General features: G+C 75.4%; 22 protein-coding genes. 13 read left to right on the top strand and 9 right to left on the bottom strand.

The annotated features are described in order from the left end of the window. Positions 1-19: 19 nt before the first annotated feature. The 3 genes from AFE02nite_RS10560 to AFE02nite_RS10550 are packed head-to-tail and all read left to right on the top strand — an operon-like array spanning position 20 to position 2,833. Positions 20-814 (top strand): L,D-transpeptidase, encoded by a 795-nt coding sequence (locus AFE02nite_RS10560; RefSeq protein ID WP_034247636.1) that lies wholly within the window; start codon positions 20-22, stop codon positions 812-814. Continuing rightward, positions 811-1,755: a phosphoribosylaminoimidazolesuccinocarboxamide synthase gene (locus tag AFE02nite_RS10555; protein ID WP_261765575.1), complete on the top strand. Its 945-nt coding sequence runs from the start codon at positions 811-813 to the stop codon at positions 1,753-1,755. Before AFE02nite_RS10560 ends, AFE02nite_RS10555 begins: the two co-directional genes overlap by 4 nt. A gap of 40 nt (positions 1,756-1,795) precedes the next feature. Then, positions 1,796-2,833 carry a zinc-dependent alcohol dehydrogenase family protein gene (locus tag AFE02nite_RS10550; RefSeq protein ID WP_034247635.1) on the top strand — a complete coding sequence of 346 codons (1,038 nt, stop codon included), beginning with the start codon at positions 1,796-1,798 and terminating at the stop codon, positions 2,831-2,833. 138 nt (positions 2,834-2,971) lie between these two features. Here the strand turns inward: AFE02nite_RS10550 and AFE02nite_RS10545 are convergent, their stop codons facing one another. Continuing rightward, positions 2,972-4,276: an alkaline phosphatase PhoX gene (locus AFE02nite_RS10545; RefSeq protein WP_146819601.1), complete on the bottom strand. Its 1,305-nt coding sequence runs from the start codon at positions 4,274-4,276 to the stop codon at positions 2,972-2,974. Positions 4,277-4,438: 162 nt separating this feature from the next. Here AFE02nite_RS10545 and AFE02nite_RS10540 point away from each other — a divergent pair, with 162 nt between their 5' ends. From AFE02nite_RS10540 to AFE02nite_RS10515, 6 genes are all read left to right on the top strand, one after another. Next, positions 4,439-4,759: a hypothetical protein gene (locus AFE02nite_RS10540; RefSeq protein WP_034250280.1), complete on the top strand. Its 321-nt coding sequence runs from the start codon at positions 4,439-4,441 to the stop codon at positions 4,757-4,759. A 79-nt stretch (positions 4,760-4,838) separates the two neighbouring features. Further along, positions 4,839-5,162, top strand: a complete 324-nt coding sequence (locus tag AFE02nite_RS10535; RefSeq protein ID WP_034250283.1) for a PadR family transcriptional regulator — start codon at positions 4,839-4,841, stop codon at positions 5,160-5,162. Continuing rightward, complete coding sequence (locus tag AFE02nite_RS10530) at positions 5,162-6,403, top strand: hypothetical protein (protein ID WP_146819600.1); 1,242 nt, start codon at positions 5,162-5,164, stop codon at positions 6,401-6,403. Before AFE02nite_RS10535 ends, AFE02nite_RS10530 begins: the two co-directional genes overlap by 1 nt. A gap of 97 nt (positions 6,404-6,500) precedes the next feature. Further along, the gene (gene purS / locus AFE02nite_RS10525; protein WP_034248044.1) at positions 6,501-6,767 is read left to right on the top strand and encodes a phosphoribosylformylglycinamidine synthase subunit PurS; all 267 of its coding nucleotides are present in this window, start codon (positions 6,501-6,503) and stop codon (positions 6,765-6,767) included. Next, positions 6,764-7,462 carry a phosphoribosylformylglycinamidine synthase subunit PurQ gene (gene purQ, locus AFE02nite_RS10520; RefSeq protein ID WP_034248045.1) on the top strand — a complete coding sequence of 233 codons (699 nt, stop codon included), beginning with the start codon at positions 6,764-6,766 and terminating at the stop codon, positions 7,460-7,462. Before purS ends, purQ begins: the two co-directional genes overlap by 4 nt. 53 nt (positions 7,463-7,515) lie before the next feature. Beyond that, positions 7,516-8,508 (top strand): GNAT family N-acetyltransferase, encoded by a 993-nt coding sequence (locus AFE02nite_RS10515; protein WP_146819599.1) that lies wholly within the window; start codon positions 7,516-7,518, stop codon positions 8,506-8,508. Here the strand turns inward: AFE02nite_RS10515 and AFE02nite_RS10510 are convergent. Further along, positions 8,499-9,128: a hypothetical protein gene (locus tag AFE02nite_RS10510; protein ID WP_052113952.1), complete on the bottom strand. Its 630-nt coding sequence runs from the start codon at positions 9,126-9,128 to the stop codon at positions 8,499-8,501. The genes AFE02nite_RS10515 and AFE02nite_RS10510 overlap by 10 nt on opposite strands. A 141-nt stretch (positions 9,129-9,269) precedes the next feature. On the opposite strand from AFE02nite_RS10510, the gene AFE02nite_RS10505 reads away from it, so the two are divergent. Next, the gene (locus AFE02nite_RS10505) at positions 9,270-9,839 is read left to right on the top strand and encodes a GNAT family N-acetyltransferase (protein ID WP_034248049.1); all 570 of its coding nucleotides are present in this window, start codon (positions 9,270-9,272) and stop codon (positions 9,837-9,839) included. On the opposite strand, the gene AFE02nite_RS10500 is transcribed toward AFE02nite_RS10505, so the two are convergent. The 5 genes from AFE02nite_RS10500 to AFE02nite_RS10480 form a co-directional block, all read right to left on the bottom strand. Further along, positions 9,836-10,270 carry a VOC family protein gene (locus AFE02nite_RS10500; protein ID WP_034248050.1) on the bottom strand — a complete coding sequence of 145 codons (435 nt, stop codon included), beginning with the start codon at positions 10,268-10,270 and terminating at the stop codon, positions 9,836-9,838. The genes AFE02nite_RS10505 and AFE02nite_RS10500 overlap by 4 nt on opposite strands. Positions 10,271-10,345: 75 nt before the next feature. After that, positions 10,346-10,945, bottom strand: a complete 600-nt coding sequence (locus AFE02nite_RS10495; RefSeq protein ID WP_052113953.1) for a pentapeptide repeat-containing protein — start codon at positions 10,943-10,945, stop codon at positions 10,346-10,348. Positions 10,946-11,014: 69 nt separating this feature from the next. Beyond that, the gene (locus AFE02nite_RS10490; protein WP_146819598.1) at positions 11,015-11,938 is read right to left on the bottom strand and encodes a MaoC family dehydratase; all 924 of its coding nucleotides are present in this window, start codon (positions 11,936-11,938) and stop codon (positions 11,015-11,017) included. Further along, positions 11,935-13,293, bottom strand: coding sequence for a 3-oxoacyl-ACP reductase (locus AFE02nite_RS10485; RefSeq protein ID WP_146819597.1), 1,359 nt, complete (start codon positions 13,291-13,293; stop codon positions 11,935-11,937). Before AFE02nite_RS10485 ends, AFE02nite_RS10490 begins: the two co-directional genes overlap by 4 nt. Next, complete coding sequence (locus tag AFE02nite_RS10480) at positions 13,290-14,645, bottom strand: acetyl-CoA C-acetyltransferase (RefSeq protein WP_034248035.1); 1,356 nt, start codon at positions 14,643-14,645, stop codon at positions 13,290-13,292. The genes AFE02nite_RS10485 and AFE02nite_RS10480 overlap by 4 nt, the downstream gene beginning before the upstream one ends. 168 nt (positions 14,646-14,813) lie before the next feature. On the opposite strand from AFE02nite_RS10480, the gene AFE02nite_RS10475 reads away from it, so the two are divergent. Both AFE02nite_RS10475 and AFE02nite_RS10470 read left to right on the top strand, forming a co-directional pair. Further along, the gene (locus AFE02nite_RS10475) at positions 14,814-15,608 is read left to right on the top strand and encodes a TetR/AcrR family transcriptional regulator (protein ID WP_307726044.1); all 795 of its coding nucleotides are present in this window, start codon (positions 14,814-14,816) and stop codon (positions 15,606-15,608) included. A 50-nt stretch (positions 15,609-15,658) separates the two neighbouring features. Beyond that, positions 15,659-17,740, top strand: coding sequence for an acyl-CoA dehydrogenase family protein (locus AFE02nite_RS10470; RefSeq protein WP_034248034.1), 2,082 nt, complete (start codon positions 15,659-15,661; stop codon positions 17,738-17,740). A 67-nt stretch (positions 17,741-17,807) separates the two neighbouring features. Here AFE02nite_RS10470 and AFE02nite_RS10465 read toward each other — a convergent pair whose 3' ends face one another. After that, entirely contained in the window at positions 17,808-18,245 is a 438-nt protein-coding gene (locus AFE02nite_RS10465; RefSeq protein WP_034248033.1) for an LCCL domain-containing protein, read from the bottom strand. Positions 18,246-18,329: 84 nt separating this feature from the next. Continuing rightward, positions 18,330-19,184 carry an NAD-dependent epimerase/dehydratase family protein gene (locus tag AFE02nite_RS10460; protein ID WP_034248032.1) on the bottom strand — a complete coding sequence of 285 codons (855 nt, stop codon included), beginning with the start codon at positions 19,182-19,184 and terminating at the stop codon, positions 18,330-18,332. A 62-nt stretch (positions 19,185-19,246) separates the two neighbouring features. Here AFE02nite_RS10460 and AFE02nite_RS10455 point away from each other — a divergent pair, with 62 nt between their 5' ends. Beyond that, positions 19,247-19,717 (top strand): nitroreductase family deazaflavin-dependent oxidoreductase, encoded by a 471-nt coding sequence (locus AFE02nite_RS10455; RefSeq protein ID WP_222594387.1) that lies wholly within the window; start codon positions 19,247-19,249, stop codon positions 19,715-19,717. The last annotated feature ends 1 nt before the right edge of the window (position 19,718 follow it).

Here is a 19,718-nt window from a genome sequence, read left to right as displayed (position 1 = left end):
CGCAGGTACCTTGTCGCCCATGCACCGCTCCCGCGCCGCCGGCGCGCTCTCCGTCGCCCTCCTCACGGTCGCCCTGGTCGCCGGTTGCTCGGGCTCGTCCGACGACACGGACGCCGCGCCGACGCCGTCCGCCACCCCCACCGCGACCACGTCGCAGAGCCCCGAGCCCTCCGCGTCCCCCACGCCCGAGGGCCCCGCGCCCGCCGTGATCGCGACGGCGACCGAGGACGCCATCGAGATCTTCACCGAGCCGAACCAGTTCCCGGTGGAGCAGACGATCACCGCCGAGCAGGTCGTGTCACTGCCCGGGCAGATCCCCCTGACGTTCCTGGTGATCGAGCAGGAGGACAGCTGGCTGCACGTGTACCTCCCCGTGCGGCCGAACGGCTCCTCTGGTTGGGTGCGTCTGTCGGACGTCAACCTGGCGACGACCGACTACCGGATCGAGGTCCGGCTGACCGAGCATCGACTGCTGCTGCACAAGGGGAACGAGGTGGTCATGGACGTACCTGTCGGCGTCGGCCGCGACGAGGTGCCCACGCCTGGCGGCGTGTACTACATCAAGGAGCTGCTCCAGCCCCCGACGCCGGGCGGCACGTACGGCGCCTACGCGTACGGGCTGTCCGGCTACTCGCCGGTGCTGGAGTCGTTCGCCGGTGGTACCGGCGTCATCGGCATCCACGGCACGAACGAGCCGGAGACCGTCGGCACGGACGCCTCGCACGGGTGCATCCGGATGCTCGACGCGGACATCACGCGCATGGTCACCGAGTTCGGGCTGCCGCTCGGCACGCCCGTGGAGATCGTCGCGTGAGCGCCGGGCTGACGGGCGTCACGCCCATCGAGCTGCCGGGCTGGGTGCACACCTACTCGGGCAAGGTCCGCGACCTGTACCTGCCCGCTGACGGCTCCGCCGTCGCGGCGGAGCACGGCGACGTCGTCCTCGTCGTCGCGAGCGACCGGATCAGCGCCTACGACTTCGTCCTGCCGACGACGATCCCCGACAAGGGGCGCGTGCTGACCCAGCTCACCCTGTGGTGGTTCGAGCAGCTCGAGGGGCTGGTCGGGCACCACCTGGTGACAGCCGAGACGGGCCCGACGGGCGTGCCCGAGGCCGTGGCCGGCCGCGCGATGGTCTGCCGGCGCCTGGACATGTTCCCCGTCGAGTGCGTCGCGCGCGGGTACCTCACCGGCTCCGGCCTGGTCGAGTACCGCACGTCGGGCGAGGTGTGCGGCATCCCGCTGCCGGGCGGCCTGGAGGACGGCTCGCGGCTGCCCGAGGCGATCTTCACGCCGGCCACGAAGGCGGCCATCGGCGAGCACGACGAGAACGTCTCGTTCGAGGCGGTCGCCGCGACGGTCGGCGCGGAGGACGCGGCGGTGCTGCGCGACCTCACGCTCGCCGCGTACGCGCGGGCCGAGGAGCTGACCCGGGCGCGCGGGATCATCCTCGCGGACACGAAGCTCGAGTTCGGCCGGGCGCTGGACGGTCCGAACCGCGGGCAGATCGTGCTGGGCGACGAGATCTTCACGCCCGACTCCTCGCGCTTCTGGCCCGCGGACACGTGGCAGCCCGGCCGCGCGCAGCCGAGCTTCGACAAGCAGTACCTGCGCGACTGGCTCACGTCGCCGGCGTCGGGCTGGGACCGCAAGGCTGAGCTGCCGCCGCCCCCGCTCCCGGCCGACGTCGTGGAGCACACGCGCGAGCGGTACCTCGAGGCGTACCGGCGGCTGACGGGCCGCGAGCTGCCCTGACCGTGTCGGAGCACCGTCGCGCGCACGGCAGGATGGGCCCATGCGCGCGACGGTGATCCACGGTGGCTTCGACGTCCGGCTCCAGGAGGTGCCGGACCCGGTCCTGGTGGAGCCGACGGACGCGATCGTGCGGGTGCTCGTCTCGTGCATCTGCGGCTCGGACCTGTGGGGGTACCGGCGCCCGGGTCCCCGCGAGGGCGGGCCGGGGCGGATCGGCCACGAGTTCGTGGGCGTCGTGGAGGAGGTCGGGGCCGACGTCGTGACGGTGCGGCCCGGCGACGTCGTCGTGGCGCCGTTCGTCTGGAGCGACGGGACGTGCCCGAACTGCCGCGCCGGCGTGCACACGTCGTGCCTGCACGGCGGGGACTGGGGCGGGCCCGGCGTCGACGCAGGGCAGGGCGAGGCGGTGCGCGTCCCGCAGGCGGACGGCACGCTGGTCGCCGCGCCCGTGGCGCCCGACGACGAGCGGCTCGCCGCGCTGCTCACGCTCAGCGACGTCATGGGCACCGGGCACCACGCCGCGCTGGCCGCGGGCGTGCGCCCCGGCTCGGCGGTCGCGGTGGTGGGCGACGGCGCCGTCGGGCTCTGCGGCGTGCTGGCCGCGCGTCGGCTAGGCGCTGAGCGCGTCATCCTCATGAGCCGCCACGAGGACCGGTCGGCGCTCGGCCGGGCATTCGGGGCGACGGACGTCGTCGCGGAGCGCGGCGAGGACGCCGTGGCCGCGGTGCGGGACCTGACCGAGGGGCTCGGCGTGCCGCACGTGCTCGAGTGCGTCGGCACGCAGCTCTCGTGGGAGACGGCCGTCGGGCTCGCGCGGCCGGGCGGGACGGTCGGGTACGTGGGCGTGCCCGTCGAGGTCACGGCCCTGCCGCACTGGCCGATGTTCGGCCGGAACGTCTCGGTGCACGGGGGAGTGGCGCCCGTGCGCGCGTACCTGCCCGAGCTGATGGCGGACGTGCTGGCCGGGCGCCTCGACCCGTCGCCGGTCTTCGACCTGGAGCTCCCGCTGGCCGACGTCGCGGCCGGCTACGCCGCCATGCACGAGCGCCGCGCGATCAAGGTGCTGCTGCGCCCCTGACAGCGGGGACGGCGGTACGGGGACCAGCGGCACGACGCGCGGCGCCGGCCGGGGATCGCCCCGACCGGCGCCGCGCGTCGTGCTCAGCCGCTGGTCAGCCGCTGCTCAGCCGCTGGTCAGCCGCTGCTCAGCCGCTGGTCAGCCGCGCGAGATGCGCCAGGTGCCGTCCGCCTGCGGCTTGTCCGGGTGCTGCACGTTGACGTACAGCGTGCGCGGGTCGGTCCCGACGTAGATGCCGGAGCCCTCGGCGCCCGGGTCGACCAGGGAGGCGAACAGGTCCACACGGTCGGCGACGCCGTCGCGGTTGCGGTCGGCGCCGGCGAACCAGATGTCGCTGGGCACGTTGTCCTCGATCACGATCAGGCGGCCGTCCGCCGTCGCCGCGAGGTTGTCCGGCGAGTTGAAGCCGGTGACGCCGTTGGCGGCGTCCTCGACGGGCACGTTCACGCCGGCCTCGACGAACCCGGTGACGCGCTCGGCGCGCAGGTCGATCGCGATGACGCGGTCCTCGCTCGTGTTCGCCACGTAGAGCGTGTCGCCGATCACCTGGAGGTCCTCCGGCCGGCCGAACTCCGTGGCCCCGACCGCGTTCGCGGCGGCGTCGCCGTCCACGACGACCTGCGCCATGTCCAGCGGCACCCAGTCGAGGTCGCCGACCTTGGTGGGGTAGGTGGCCGGGTTCCAGAGCTGGTCGGCGTCGGACAGTCCGGTGAGCTTCAGGGCGTAGAGCTGGCCCTGCGAGAGGTCCCCGCGCCGGGCCGGGACGAACTTGTAGATCGAGCCGCCGTTCAGCTCGTCGACCACGTAGACGGCGTCGCGCGTGGCGGCGATGCCCTCGTGGCGCAGGATGCCGACCTGCGGGCGCGCCTCGATGCGCGTGACGACCGTCGGGTCGTGCGGGTCGAGGAACGCCTCGAACAGGCGGCCGCCGGTGGTCTCCTCGGCGAAGAGCAGGGTGCCCCAGGGCGTCCACTCGAGGCCGTCGAGGCGGCGCCAGCCGGCGTCCTGCGCGATGACCTCGGCCTCGCCGGTGCGCAGGTCGACGACGCTGACCGCGCCGTTCTCGCCGACCTCGTGCGTCCGGTAGAGGTAGCGGCCCGCCTGGCGGCCGGTCTCGTTGACGGTGGTCATGTCGCTGAGGTCGTCGGCGCCGGCGTACACGTCGAGGACCGTCTCGTCGGCGACGAGGCTCTGCGTGTAGCCCTGGGGGAGCAGGAACGGCTGCGCCCAGTCGGTGGTCGAGGCGCCGTACGCCGAGCCCGCGAGCGGGGCGAAGTCGAACGGCCCGCCGCGGCCGCCGTGCCCGCCGTGACCGCCGGGGCCGTCGTGGTGGCCCGGGCGGTCGTCGCGGTGCGCCGGGGTGCCGGCCGGCAGTGCCGCGGCGGGTACCGCCAGCCCGGCGGCGAGGCCGGCGGCGACGGCGCCGGCGATGAGTCCACGCATGTCCACTCCTGAGGTCGGGTGAGTGAGGCGCGTGCGACGCTAGGTGGCGCGCTGGTCCGGACGGGTGAACGCCCGGCGAAGGCTGGGGTAAACCTCGGGGCCCGTGCGGCCCTTCCGTCGGCGCGGTGCGCGGGTGTTGGCTCGGGGCGGAGGTGGTCGACCATGCGCGGACGCGCACGTAAGACCCTGCTCGGCGTCGCCCTGGCCGTCGGGGCGCTGGTGCTCCTGGCCGGCTGTGCGGCGGGGCCCAACGACCTCACCGGGACGGCGGCCGCCGACGGCGACGTCGCCGGGTTCTGGCTGGGGCTGTGGCACGGCTTCATCGTCGTCATCACGTTCGTGATCTCGCTGTTCACCGACTCGGTGAGCATCTACGAGGTGCACAACAACGGCGGCTGGTACGACTTCGGCTTCGTCCTCGGCCTGATGATCTCCCTCGGTGGGGGTGCCGGCGGCGGGGCGGCCGGGCGTCGGCGCCGCTGACCTCGGCCCGGGGAGCGCCGCCGGGTCCCTTGTGGCATAGGTCGTCCCGCGATATATATCGACCATGGCAGCCAGCCGGATGACCGAACCCACCTACCTCGTGCTGCTCGCGCTCGCCGACGAGCCGCGGCACGGGTACGGCATCGTGCAGGAGGTCCGCGCGCTGTCGGACGGCGACGTGCGACTCGGGGCCGGCACGCTCTACGGGGTGCTCGACCGGCTCGTCGCGGCGGGCCAGATCGCGCCCGACCACGAGGAGGTCGTCGACGGCCGCCTGCGCCGGTACTACCGGATCACGGAGTCCGGTTCCGCGGCCGCGGCCGTCGAGACGGAGCGCCTCGCGGCTCTCGCGCGCCGCGCCCGCCGCGTGCTGGCCCCCCGCCCGGCGCTCGGGAACGCGTGATGCCCGCCCTGCCCGACGGCGTCGGCCGCGTCCCGGCGTCCGAGCGCGTCGCGCCCGTCACCCTGCCCGACGGCGTGAGCCCCGCCTTCGCGCGCTCGGCCCGGTTCTGGGCGCGGGCGTACCCGCGCCGGTGGCGCGCCGCGCGCGGCGCGGAGCTGCTCGGCCTGCTGGCCGACCTCGCCGCGCCCGGCGCCCAGCGGCTCGACGCGCGGTCGGCGCTCGACCTGATCCGCGCCGGCTGGGCGACGCGGCTGCGTCAGCACCCGCCGCTCGGCCCGTGGCTGCAGTACCGGCTGGTCGGGACGCGCTCGCTCGCCGCGTACCGGCCGTGGGTCGCCGACGACATCGCCGGGCTGCTCTTCCCGCTCCGGCAGTCCCTCGGCTGGGTCCTCCTCCTCGTCGTGCTGGAGGGGGGCCGGCGCCTGAACGGCCAGCCGAGCCTCCTGTCGATGTGGTGGATCTGGGGGATGGCGGTCGCGATCCTCGTGAACGACGAGCTGGTGCTCGGCGGGCGGACGCGCGCGGCGGCGCGGGCCACGCACCTGGTGCCGCGCGCGGGGGAGCGGGTCACCCCCGGCTCGTGGGTGCGCGTCCGCTGGCCCCGGCGCCGCGTCGCCGCGACCGTGGCGCTGCCCTGGGCGGCGGGCGTGGCGACCGCCCTCCTCGCGACCTCGGTCGTCGCGACGGCCCTGGCCCCGACCACCGTGAGCTTCGCGTGGCTGCCGTCCGACGAGGGCTTCGGGTTCAGCGCCGACGGGGGCGGGCCCGTGCCGCGCGTCGCGCTCCTCGCGCTCCTTGGGGTCGCGCTCGCCGTCGGGGCCGGGCTGGGCGCGCTCGCGCGGCGGCGCCTGGTGCGCGTCGACACCACCGTCGTCCAGCCCGAGCGGGAGCTGGTCCGCCTGGGCGCCCGCCGTGCGGCCGGCGTCCTGCTGCTCACGGCCGCGGTCGGTGCGCTCCCGGTTGCCGAGGCGCTCGGCGAGGTGTCGCTGCTGGTGAGCGTCGTCGTCGGGCTCGCGGCCGCCGTGCTGGCGCCGTCCGCGGTGGTGGCCTGGCTGGTGGTCCGTCGGCGCCGCGAGCTGCAGGGCCTGGCGTACGTGGACGTCCGCCGGGTCGCCCTGCGCGGGCGCGCCCCGCTCGTCGACGCGCCCGGCTCGTGCCTGTCGCCGGCGCGGGAGACGGAGATCGGCGAGGTCTGGCCGTGGCCGTGGAGCAACGAGGGCCCGACGACGGCCCTCGGCTGACGCGTCCCCCGACCGGCCGCTGGACGGGCCCACCGCCCCGCCCGGCGGCGTCGGTACGCTGACCCCGCCACCAGACCCTCCAGCACAGGAGCCTTCCGTGGGACGCGTCGTCGTCGAAGTCATGCCCAAGCCCGAGATCCTCGACCCGCAGGGCAAGGCGGTCGCCGCAGCGCTGCCGCGGCTCGGCTTCCACGGGTTCACGGGCGTCCGCCAGGGCAAGCGGTTCGAGCTCGAGGTCGACGGCGCGGTGACGCCGGAGGTGCTCGAGCAGGTGCGGCAGGCGGCCGCGACGCTGCTGTCCAACCCCGTGATCGAGGACGTGGTCTCCGTCGTGGAGGCGGGGGCGCAGGAGGCGCAGGCGTGAGCCCGCGCATCGGCGTCGTCACCTTCCCCGGGAGCCTGGACGACCGGGACGCCGCCCGCGCGGTGCGGCTCGCGGGCGCCGAGGCCGTCGCGCTCTGGCACGCCGACGCGGACCTGCACGGCGTCGACGCGGTGGTCCTGCCCGGCGGCTTCTCCTACGGGGACTACCTGCGGGCCGGCGCGATCAGCCGGTTCGCCCCGGTCATGGAGCGCCTGGTCGACGCCGCGCGCGGCGGGCTGCCGGTGCTCGGCATCTGCAACGGGTTCCAGATCCTGTGCGAGGCGCACCTGCTGCCCGGCGCCATGATCAAGAACGATCACCGGTCCTTCGTCTGCCGCGAGCAGGTGCTCTCGGTCGAGAACACGCGGACCGCGTGGACCCGCGACTACGCGCAGGGCGACCGGATCACCATCCCGCTGAAGAACCAGGACGGTCAGTTCGTCGCCGACGAGCGCACGCTCGACGAGCTCGAGGCCGAGGGTCGGGTCGTGTTCCGCTACCAGGGCTGGAACCCCAACGGCTCGCGCCGCGACATCGCCGGCATCACCAACGCGGCGGGCAACGTCGTCGGGCTGATGCCGCACCCGGAGCACGCGGTGGAGCCGGGCTTCGGGCCCGACTCGGCCGACGGCCCGCGCCGCGGCACCGACGGGCTGCGGTTCTTCACCTCCGTCCTGTCGACGCTGGTCGCCTGACCGCCGGCGGGCGCGTGGCGGGGCAGGAGTCGGGGACGGTCCTTCCGCCCGGGGTGAGCGCCGCCGTCGTCGGGTGGGGTGACGCCGGGCTGGTGCTCATGCGCGCGGAGCAGCAGCGCGAGCTCGAGCAGATGTACGGGCGCGGCGACCTCGTCGACGTCGAGGCGAACGGGCACGAGGAGATGCTCGCCACCGTGGCGCTGAGCGTCGACGGCGAGGTCGCCGCGTGCGGGTCGCTGCGCGACGCGGCCGAGCACGGTGCGGGTCATGGCGAGATCAAGCGGATGTACGTCCGCCCGGCGTTCCGTGGCCGGGGCCTGTCCGGGCTCGTCCTCGCGCGGCTCGAGGAGCTCGCCGTCGCGGCCGGGCTGCGCCGGCTCGTCCTCGAGACCGGGCTGCTCCAGGTACCGGCCGTGCGGCTCTACCGGTCGGCCGGCTACCGCCGCATCCCCACCTACGGCCCCTACGTCGTCGACCCGATGTCGGTCTGCTACGCGAAGTGGCTGGTCCCGGGCGAGGTGACGCGCGTCCTGGCCGTCAACGGCTCCGTGGGTGCGGGCAAGACGACGGTCGCCGAGGTCGTCGCCGACCTTCTGCGCGAGCGCGGCGTGCCGTACGCGTGGATCGACGTCGACGCGCTGCGGCGCGCGTACCCGACGGCCGACGACGACCCGTTCGGCCAGGCCGTCGCGCTCGACCACCTCGAGGCCATGGCCGGCGTGCTCCGGCGGCGCGGCTACCGGCACGTGGTCCTGGCGGACGTGATCGAGCGGCCCGCGGACCGCGAGCTCTACGAGCGCGCGTTCGACGGCGCCGAGCTCGCCGTGGTCCGGCTCGACGCCTCGGAGGCGACGCGCCTGGCCCGGCTGGCCGCGCGCGAGCCGGACCCGTGGCGCGCGTGGCACCTCGCCCGGACGGTCGAGCTGGCCGCGATCCTCGAGGGCGCGGGCGTGGACGACGCCGTCGTGGGCAACGAGGGCGACCGTCCCCTGCGCGACGTGGCCGCCGACGTGCTGGCGGCCGCGGGCTGGCTGCCTCAGGCCTGAGGGGCAGCGCTCCGGCGGAGGAGGGTCGCGGCCAGGAGGGCGCAGCCGACGCCGAGCAGCGCGCCGTGCGCGATGCGAGCCGCCGGCGGGGCGAAGAACTGCGGGAGGTAGAGCACCAGGGCGGTGCCGACGAAGGTGCCGCCCCAGCGCGCCGGGGTCCGCCAGGTGGTGGCCGCGAGCGCGACCCCGGCGCCGGCGAGCAGGAGCAGTCCCAGGCCGAACGTGGTCACGGGCAGCGCGCCCGTACGGAACTCCTCCGCGAGCGACAGGAGGCCCGTGTCGCCATCCGCCGCGGCCCGCGCGCCGATCACGTCCAGGCCGAAGGTCTCCGCCCCGTAGTAGGGCAGGACGAGCGCGCCGCCGAGCCACGCGAGGACGACCGCCGCGCGGCCTCGGCCCGGTGCCACGTGCGCCGCGAGCCCGAGGAGGCCCACGGGCAGGACGACGAAGCCGACCATGCCCGCCGTGTGCGCGGCCGCCCAGGCGCCCGAGGCGAAGGCCCGGGCGCCGTCGAGCGTGGTCTCGTCGGTGTACGGGCGCAGCGCCGGGTAGGCGGCGAACACCAGCGCGGCGAGCAGGAGTGCGGTCGCGCCGAGCGACCGGCTGACTGACAGGTTCATGGCGGGCTCCTCGGTCCTGGGTGGCTGCCTTGGCTAATGGCATTAGCCAAGGCAAGGACTATTAGCCGTCATGTACCGGGGATAAGTCAAGGCCCGCGTGAGCGCGAACCAGCTCGCCTCGTCGGCGATACCCTCGCGGCCGTGGAGCACGACCTCGTCCTGGCCGGCCACGGCGTCCGGCTCGTCCCCGTCGCCCGGGAGCACGCGCCCGCGCTCCTCGCGATGATCGACGCCGGCCTCTGGGCGGGCATGGTGACGCCGCCGCCCGCCTCGGTCGACGTGGTCGCCGCGTCGATCGAGGCCGCCCGCGGGGCGCCCGGGCGGTACGCGTTCGCCGTGCTGGACGACGCGACGGGCGAGGTCCGCGGCCAGACGTCGTTCTACGACGTCGTGCCCGCGCAGGAGCGCTGCGAGATCGGGCACACGTTCTACGGGCGCGCGTGGTGGGGCGGCCGGACCAACCCGGCGTGCAAGCTGCTGCTCCTGACGCAGGCGTTCGAGATCTGGGGCATGCACCGCGTCGCGCTGCGGGCCGACGCGCGGAACCTGCGCTCGATCGGCGCCATCACCCGGCTCGGGGCCGTGCCGGAGGGTGTGCTGCGGGGCCACCGGATCGCCGCCGACGGCACGCGCGGCGACACGGCGTACTTCTCGATCCTGCGCGACGAGTGGCCCGCGGTCCGCGCCGGGCTCGAGGCGCGCCTGGCCTAGCCGGCCATGCTGACGGCGCCCTCGTCGTCGACCACCAGGCCCGGGTTGAAGGCGACCTCCCACGGGGTGCCCGCCGGGTCGGCGAAGTAGCCGTGGTAGCCACCCCAGGCGGCGCGCTGGGCGGGCTTGAGGATCGGTGCCCCCGCGCGTGCGGCGTCCGCGAGCACCGCGTCGACCTCCGCCTGGGAGCCCACGTTGTGCGCGAGCGTCACGTTGCCCACCGTGGGCGCGGCCGGGCGGCCGTCGCCGATGTCCGCGGCCAGCTCGGCGGCGTCGAACAGCGAGAGCAGCACGCCCGGCGCGACCTGGATGAACGCGACCTGCCCGGCGATGTCGAGGACGGGCGTCCAGCCCAGCCCGTCGAGGTAGAAGCGGCGCGCCGCGTCGATGTCCGGCACGCCGAGGGTGATCAGGCTGAGTCGCTGCTCCATGGTCGGCAACGCTAGGCCCGGCCGCCGACAGGCGGCACGATCGCGCCGCCAGGCGTCCCGGTCACCCCGCAGCGGTCAGTCGACGACGATCCCGAGCTGGCTCGCCAGCGCTGGCGCGAGCGCCATGAGCTGCTCCTCGCTGATGGTCGCCCCGGCGAGACCGGGCAGGCCGTCGATCTCCGACAGGTCCGCGCCGCGCAGGTCGACGTCGGTCAGGTGGGCGCCGGTGACGTCGAGCCGCCGCACCCGGCTCTCGGTCACGACCAGGTCGCGCACCGTCGCGCCGGCGAGGTCGAGGTCGTCGACGGTCGCCCCGACGAGCCGCAGCGTGCGGATCTTCGCGCCGCGCAGGTTGAGGTAGTCGATCTTGCCGCCGGTGATCGTCACGCGGAGCAGCACGCCGCCGTAGGCGCGCACGCCGCCCAGGCGGCAGTCGGCGAGCCTCACGTCGCGCCACTCGACGTCGGGCGCCTCGAGGACGTCGGCCCGCACCTCCACGAAGGACGTGTCGACGACGTGCGCGTGGTCCAGCCGGACGCCGTCGAGCACGCAGTGGTGCAGGGCGCAGTCGAGGAAGCGGGCGTCCCGCGCGTCCTGCCCGGTGAGGTCGAGCCCGTCGAGCTCGAGCCCGTCGTAGTCGCCCTCGCGCTCGAGCGCCCCGGTGTAGGGATCCACGCCCTCACCTTGGCAGATGCCCCCGACGCCCGGGTCAGTCCTGGGCCGAGCGTGGACGGTGGGCGGGCGTCAGCGCAGCGGGCGGACCGAGCCCGTCAGGTGCGGCTTGCGCGACCAGGCCGCGAACGTGAAGGCCCCGGCCGCGTCGCCGGCACCCGGCCCGTCGTCCGGCGTGACGCACACCGACACCGTCGCCGGCAGCAGGACGGGCGTCGCGAACTCGACCTCCCAGGCGTAGGCGTCGCCTCGGCCGGCCGGGCCGACGTCGGCCAGGGCCTTCGCCGCCGTGAACATGCCGTGCGCGATCGGCCGGGCGAAGCCGAACGCCCGCGCCGCGACCCGCGACGTGTGGATCGGGTTGTGGTCCCCGGACACCTCCGCGTACCGGCGCCCGACGTCGGCCCCGAGCCGCCAGAGGCCCGTCGGCTCGGGCGCGTGCCACTCGGGCCGACGGGCGTCGTCGGGCCGGTCGGCGCCCGGGACGCGCACCCCGCGCGCGAGGTAGGTCGAGACGCCCCGCCACACGACCTCGCCGTCCGTGGCGAGCTCCGCGACCACGTCCACCGCGGTGCCCCGGCGGTGCGGGACGAGGTTCTCGGCGTGCACGCGCGCGTCGAGCACCTCGTCCACGCCGACCGGGCGGCGCACCTCGGCCCGGTTCGCCAGGTGCACCATCCCCAGCGCGGGCAGCGGGAAGTCCGGCCGCGCGAGCATCGCCGTGGACACCGGGAACGCGAGGGTGTGCAGGTAGCCCGCGGGCAGGACGTCGCGCACCTCCTCCCCGACGAGCTGGAGGTAGGCCGCCAGCACGGCCGGGTCCGCCTGCACGCCCCGGCGCACCAGGACGACGTCGGGCAGGGCGCCGGCCAGCTTCGCGCCGCCGGTGGCCGCGCGGGCCAGGCCGCGCGCCAGGAGGGTGGCGTTCGACGTCGGGCGCGTGACCTCGACGGTCTCCCGGGGTGCGCGCGCCGGCCGGGCCTGCGCCCCGCTCATGCCCCGACCATGTTCTGACCGCAGACCCGCAGCACCTCGCCGTTCACGCCGCCCGCCTGCGGGGAGGCGAGGAAGGCGATCGCCTCGGCGACGTCGACGGGCAGGCCGCCCTGCTGCAGCGACGACAGCCGACGCGCGACCTGCCTGGTCAGCGGCGGGATCTTCGCGGTCATGTCGGTCTCGATGAAGCCCGGCGCGACGGCGTTGATCGTGCCGCCCGCCTCGGCGAGCCGCGCCGACCACGCCTGCACCATGCCGATGACACCCGCCTTGGACGCGCCGTAGTTCGTCTGCCCGCGGTTGCCGGCGATGCCGCTCGTGGACGCGACGCCGACGACGCGCGGCGCCGCGCCGAGCCCGCCCACCTCGAGCAGCGCGTCGGTGATCCGCAGCGGCGCGAGCACGTTGACGCCGAGCACCGGGTCCCACCGGTCCGGGCCCATGTTCGCGAGCAGCTTGTCCTTGGTGATGCCCGCGTTGTGCACGACGACGTCGAGCCGGCCGTGCCGGGACCGCGCGTGCGCGAGGAGCCGGGCGGCGGCGTCGTCGGCCGTGACGTCGAGCTGGAGCGCCGAGCCGCGGATCTCGTTGGCGACCTTCGCCAGGGCGTCGCCGGCGGCGGGGACGTCGACGGCGACCACCGTCGCGCCGTCGCGCGCGAGCGTGCGGGCGATCGCCGCACCGATGCCGCGGGCGGCGCCGGTCACGGCCGCGACCTGACCGGCGAGCGGGCGCTCCCAGTCGGCGGGCAGGGCGCCGCCGTCGGTGCTCACCGTGAGGAGCTGGCCGTCCACGTACGCCGACCGGCCCGAGAGCAGGAACCGCAGCCCGCCCACCACGGACGGCGCGGTGACGCCGACGCCGTCGGCCACCACGAGGGCGTTGCCGGTCGCGCCGCCGCGCAGCTCCTTGGCGAGCGAGCGCACGATGCCCTCGACGCCGCGCCGGGCCGCGCCGCGCATCGCGTCGGTGCCCACGCCCGGGCCCGACGACGGCCGCGTCACCGCGACCACGCGCCCGCCGCGGGCCAGGCCGCGCAGCGTGCCGCCGACGGCGAGCGCGGGCGCGCCGAGCTCCGCCGGGGAGGTGACCTCGGTCAGCACGAGCACGACGGCGCCGAACCGATCGCCCTCGTTCGCGGCGCGGTGCACGTCGAGGCCCCAGCCGAGCAGCACGCCGGCGAGCGCGTCGGCGTCGGCCTTGCTCGCGTCGTCGTGCACGACGAGGACCGGGCCCGGGACCAGGGGCGCGCCGGGCGTGTGGCGCCGGAGCACCGCGGGCCGGGGGAGGCCGAGCTTCTTGGCGAGGGCCGCCGTCGGGCCCGCGTTGACGAGCTCCAGGTACTTGTCGCTCACGCCGCGGCCTCCAGGATCATCGCGTAGCCGAGGCCGCCGGCCGCGCAGACGGACACCAGTGCGCGGCCCGACCCGCGCTGGGCGAGGAGCTTGCTCGCGGTGGCGACGATGCGGCCGCCCGTCGCGGCGAACGGGTGGCCCGCCGCGAGCGAGGAGCCGTGCACGTTGAGCCGGTCGCGGTCCACCTTGCCGAACGGGCCGGGCAGGCCGAGGCGGTCGCGGCAGAAGTCGTCGTCCTCCCAGGCCGCGAGCGTGGTGAGCACCGTCGAGGCGAACGCCTCGTGGATCTCGATGACGTCGAAGTCCTCGAGCGTCAGGCCGTTGCGGGCGAGCAGCCGGGGGACCGCGTAGGCCGGGGCCATGAGCAGACCGTCGCGGCCGTGCACGAAGTCGACGGCCGCCATCTCGGCGTCGACGACCGTCGCGAGCGGCGTCAGGCCGTGCTCGGCCGCCCAGGCATCGCTCGCCAGGAGGACGGTCGAGGCGCCGTCGGACAGCGGGGTGGAGTTGCCGGCCGTCATCGTGGCCGGGGCGTCCAGGCGCTTGCCGAACACCGGGGAGAGCGAGGCGAGCTTCTCCATGCTCGTGTCCGCGCGCAGGTTCGCGTCCCGGGTGAGCCGGCGGAACGGGGTCATCAGGTCGTCGAAGAAGCCGGCGTCGTAGGCCGCGGCCAGGCGCTGGTGGGAGGCGAGCGCGATCTCGTCCTGCGCCTCGCGGGTGATGCCCCAGGCGGCGGTCGTGATCGCCTGGTGCTCGCCCATCGACAGGCCGGTGCGCGGCTCGCCGGTGGTGGGGGCGTTCGGGGCGAGGTGGCCCGGGCGGATGCGGGCCAGGGCCTTGAGCTTCTGCTGCGGCGTCTTGGCCCGGTTGAGGTCGAGCAGCGCGCGGCGCAGCGGCTCGCTCACGACGATCGGCGCGTCCGAGGCGGAGTCCACGCCGCCGGCGATCGCCGAGTCGAGCTGGCCGAGGCGGATCTTGTTCGCCAGGCCGACGATCGTCTCCATGCCCGTCGCGCAGGCCATCTGGACGTCGTAGGCGGGGGTGTCGTGCGCGAGCGCCGAGCCCAGCACGGCCTCGCGGGTCAGGTTGAAGTCCTTGGAGTGCTTGAGCACCGCGCCCGCGGCGACGGCGCCCACGCGCTCGCCGGCCAGGCCGTAGCGGGCGACGAGCCCGTCGAGGGCGGCGACCAGGAGGTCGCGGTTGTTCACGTGGTTGTAGTGGCCGCCGGCCCGTGCGAAGGGGATCCGGTTGCCGCCCACGACGACGGCGCGGCGCGGGGCGCCCCCGCCGGCGTCGTTCGCCTCGGCGCGCGGGGCGCGGGTGCGGGTGGGCCGGTCGGTGGTGTCCGCCATGGCGGTGTCCTCTCGTCGTCGAGGGTGGAACCTGTCGCTGGCTGTCCGTGGGTCGTCCGTCGGGCGTCGTCCGTCGTCCGTGCACGCGGAGCGGGGCTTTGGTCCCTCGCTCAGTGTGTGCCGATCTGATAGTGCCCGAAACCCACAGTACCTGATACCGTCGGTTTCGTGAGTCGGATCACATCGGCATCGGTGCCGGGTACCAGCGGGCAGGCCCAGGGCGGCCGGCCCGAGGGTGCGCGCGCCGCGGGGGACGGCGCCGTCGAGGACGCGCTGACACCCGACGGGCGGTCCACGCGCTGGGCCGACCACCGCGTCGCACGGCGCACCGAGCTCGTCCATGCCGCGCGTCGGGCCGTGCACCGGCACGGCCCCGACGTCTCCATGGACGAGATCGCGACGACGGCCGGCACCTCGAAGTCGATCGTCTACCGGTACTTCGTCGACAAGCCCGGGCTGCAGCGGGCGGTCGGCGAGGCGGTCGTCGCCCAGATGCACACCGCCATGGACGAGGCGGCCCGACTCGCGGAGACGCCGCGCGAGGCGCTGCGGGGCGTCGTCGACGTGTACCTCGAGATGGCCGAGGCGTCCCCGAACGTCTACTGGTTCGTGACGCGGCCGGTCACGGAGGATGCCTCTGTGCCGCTCGGGCACTTCCTCGACCAGGTCGCCGGGCTCATCGCGCGGCCGTTCGCCCGGGTGGCTGCGGTCGAGGCGCCGGCCGGGTTCGCGGACGTGTGGGCGACCGGCGCCGTGGGCTTCGTGCGCGGCGTCGGCGAGTGGTGGCTGCAGCACCGCACCGATCCCGACGCGCCGTCACGTGAGGTGCTCACCGAGCGCGTGACGTCCTGGCTGTGGACGGGACCCGTGAGCGGGCTCGCCCGGACGCGGCCCGAGTCACCCATGACCGGCCAGATCACCAGCGAGACCAGCAGCGAGACCACCAGCGAGACCAGCAGCTAGACCAGCGGCTGGACCATCAGCGAGACCGACCTCGACGAGGAGGAGCGGAGATGACCGTGCTGAGCGAACGACGTCCGACGGGGGGCGCCCGTCAGGTGGCCAGCGAGCCGACGGTGGACGTCGCCCACCTGGAGCACGTGCTCCTCGGGCGGTGGCGCGACGTCCGGCGCGAGGCACGGGCGTTCCTGGCGGACCCGCGGCTGCACCGCGTCGAGGGCATGTCCTCGGCCGAGCACCGCGCGACGGTGCTCGAGCAGCTGCGGATCCTCGCCGTGGAGGGCGACGTGCTCCGCGCGTTCCCCACTGAGCTCGGGGGCGCCGACGACCACGGCGCCGCGCTCGCGCGGTTCGAGGAGGTGCTGGTCGCCGACCCGTCGCTGCAGATCAAGGCGGGCGTGCAGTGGGGCCTGTTCGCGTCGGCGATCCTGCACCTGGGCACCGAGGACCACCACCGGCGCCTGCTGCCCGCCGCGATGTCCCTCGAGGTGCCCGGCGCCTTCGCGATGACCGAGGCCGGCCACGGCTCCGACGTCGCGAGCCTGGCCACGACGGCGACCTACGACCCGGCGACGGAGGAGTTCGTCATCCACACGCCGTACCGCCAGGCGTGGAAGGACTACCTGGGCAACGCGGCGCTGCACGGGACGGCCGCCGTGGTGTTCGCGCAGCTCGTCTCGGGCGGCGTCGGGTACGGCGTGCACGCGTTCTACGTGCCGATCCGCAACCCCGAGACCGGGGAGTTCCTGCCCGGCGTCGGCGGCGAGGACGACGGCCTCAAGGGCGGGCTGAACGGCATCGACAACGGCCGCCTGTGGTTCGACCACGTGCGCGTACCGCGGCGCGACCTGCTGAACCGGTACGGTGATGTCGCGCCCGACGGCACGTACTCCTCGCCCATCGCGAGCCCGGGCCGGCGCTTCTTCACGATGCTCGGCACGCTCGTCCAGGGCCGCGTCTCCCTCGACGGCGCCGTCGTCAACGCCGCGAAGCTGGGCCTGATCACGGCCGTGACCTACGGCAACCAGCGGCGCCAGTTCACGGCCGCGTCGCCGCACGACGAGGTCGTCCTGCTCGACTACGCCGAGCACCAGCGCCGCCTCCTGCCGCGCCTGGCCCAGACGTACGCGCACGTGTTCGCGCACGAGCGCATGCTCGAGGCGTTCGACGGCGTCTTCTCCGGCGCGCACGACTCCGACGAGGACCGCCAGGACCTCGAGACCATCGCCGCCGCGCTCAAGCCGACCTCCACGTGGCACGCGCTCGACACCCTCCAGGCGGCGCGCGAGGCGTGCGGCGGCGCGGGCTTCCTCACCGAGAACCGGCTCGTCTCACTGCGCGCGGACCTCGACGTCTACGCGACCTTCGAGGGCGACAACACCGTCCTCCTGCAGCTCGTCGCGAAGCGGCTGCTCGCCGACTGGTCGAAGGACTTCGCCGGCATCGACGCGACCGGCCTGGCCAAGTACGTCGCGGGCCGGGCCGCCGATGCCGCGATGCACCGCACGCCCCTGGCCCGGGTGGTCCAGGTGCTGTCCGACGGCGGCGACGTGCGCCGGTCCGTCGGCCACCTGCGCGACACCGAGACCCAGCGCGAGCTGCTCACGGACCGCGTGGAGACGATGATCGCCGAGATCGGCACCGCGTTGCGCCCCGCGATGAAGGCGCCGAAGGACGAGGCCGCCCGCCGCTTCAACGCCCAGCAGCACGTGCTCGTCGAGGCCGCCCGGGCGCACGCCGACCTGCTGCTCTGGGAGGCGTTCACCGCGGGGCTCGCCCAGGTGACCGATCCGGGGACGCGGCGCGTCCTCACGTGGCTCCGGGACCTCTTCGGGCTGTCGGTCGTGGAGCGGAACCTGGCCTGGTACCTCATCCACGGCCGGCTCTCCGCGGCGCGGGCCCGGACGGTCACGTCGTACATCGACCGGCTCCTGACCCGGCTCCGGCCGCACGCGCAGGACCTCGTCGACGCCTTCGGGTACGGCCCCGAGCACGTGCGCGCGGTCATCGCCTCGGGTGTCGAGGAGCAGCGGCAGGAGGAGGCGCGCGCCTACCAGCGCCGGGCGCGCGCGGACGGCACGGCTCCGCGCTCGGAGAAGGCGGAGCGGCCCGCCCACGGGCGCTCGCGCGGCTGACCCCCTCGTCCGGGGCCCACGACGCCGGGGGGCTCGCGACCTGGTCGCGGGCCCCCGACGTCGCCGCTCAGCCGGCGCTGACCTCGAAGGACAGCTCCCAGGGGTCGGTCCAGGCCACGCTCGTCACACCGTTGGCCTCGAAGCCGTCGCCGTAGGTGTCCAGCCCCGGCGTCATCGTGACGTGCACCGTCCCGCCGTCGGCGGCGGTGATGACGCCCGCGTGCACGGCCGCGACGCAGATGGACGAGTCGGACGTGTACTGCCCGTCCTCGCCGCCCCAGACCTGGAACTCGACGGAGCCGCCGGCGGGGCAGTCGAAGTCGAACTCGCCCTCGTCGGCCTGGCTGCCGGCGGAGGTGTTCCACGCCTCCGCGACCGCGTCGTCGGCGGGCCCGTCGCCGGCGGCGTCGTCCGCCGCGTCGTCGCTCCCGCCGCAGGCGGCGAGGGCGAGGGCGAGGACGCCCAGGGTGAGGGTGGCGGCGGCGGTCCGGCGGTGCGCGTGCATGGGTCTCCTCCCAGGATCAAGATCATCTCGAAGGCTAGCGGCCGCCCCGCCCGCGCGGCTGCGGCGACCGGGTGATTCGTGGGCCTACCCCACGTGGTCGCGCCACGAGTGCTGCGGTTCGTAACCGAGCAGCTCGCGCGCGCCGTCGATCGCCAGCAGGGTCTCGAACTCGCCGATGTCGCGCGTGAGCCCGACCCCCGGGAACACCGTGGCGAGCAGCTCGCGCGACGGCGTCCGCATGATGGTGTCCGCGGCGGCCACGATGACGTTGCGCGAGCCGGTCGTCTCGCGTTCGAGGCCCAGCCGGCACGCCTGCGCGACGTCGCGGACGTCCACGTAGCCCCACAGGTTCCACTTCCGCGCGTGCGGGTCGGCCCAGTAGCCCGGGACCGCCGCGTAGTCCTCGGGCCGGTGGATGTTCGAGATCCGCAGGCCGACGAACGGGATCCCCGACCACCCCGACACGTGCTCCGCGGCGACCTCGCCGAGCACCTTCGAGAGCGCGTACTCGGTGGTCGGCAGGGGGAAGTGGGCCTCGTCGACGGGCGCGTAGCGCGGGGGGACGTCGAACGGGAGCCCGAGCGTCGTCTCGCTGGACGCCCACACCACCTTGCGCAGCCCCAGCCGGGCGGCGGCGAGGAACACGTTCTGGTTCGCCGCGGTGTTCGCGTTCAGCGTCTGCGGCCCGGGCGCGCGGCCAGGCGCCGGGATGTTCCCCAGGTGCACGACGGCGTCGGCCCCGGCCAGGGCCTCCACGGCCTGCCCGTAGTCGGCCAGGTCCGCGCGCAGCAGCCCGACGCCGAGCCCGGCGTCCTCCCCGGGCGGCCCCGCGAGGTCGGTCGCTCGCACGTCGTACCCGTGGGCGAGGAGGTCCGCGACGACGGCGCGCCCCGCCTTCCCGTAGGCACCGGTGACGACGACGGTCCTGGGCTGAGTCATGCCGCCATCCTCCGCCCTCGAACCCGCTGCGGGCACCTCGCCTGCCTGGCACCCTGGCTGACGTGCCGAAGACCTATCGCCTCGGGCCCGCGCGTCGGGCCGTGAACCGCGTCATGTCCGCGCTGGTCCGGGCGGGCCTGGGGCCGCGGCGGACCTACCTCCTCACGGTCGTCGGCCGCACGACCGGCCGCCCGTTCACGACGCCGGTCTCCCTCGTCGAGCGCGACGGCGAGCGCTGGCTGGTCGCGCCCTACGGCGCGGTGTCGTGGGTGCGCAACGCGCGCGCGGCGGGCGTCGTCACGGTGCGGCGCGGGCGGCGGGTCGAGCGGCTGGCCGTCGCCGAGGTGCCCGCGGGCGTCGCCGGCCCGGTCCTGCGCGAGTACGTCCGGCGTGAGGCCGTGGTCCGGCCGTTCGTCGGCGCCGGGCCGGACGAGCCGGCCGAGGCCTTCGTCGCGATCGCGCCGGCGCACCCGGTCTTCGCGCTCAGCCCGGTGCCGCAGCCCGCCGCGGAGGGTGGCCCCGCGAGGGCGTGAC

The sequence above is a fragment of the Actinotalea fermentans genome, assembly GCF_007991475.1.
In the GTDB taxonomy this organism is placed as follows: Bacteria; Actinomycetota; Actinomycetes; order Actinomycetales; family Cellulomonadaceae; genus Actinotalea; species Actinotalea fermentans.
The sequence above is the reverse complement of the archived record's forward strand: the minus strand, read 5'-3'. Positions and strand labels throughout refer to the sequence as shown.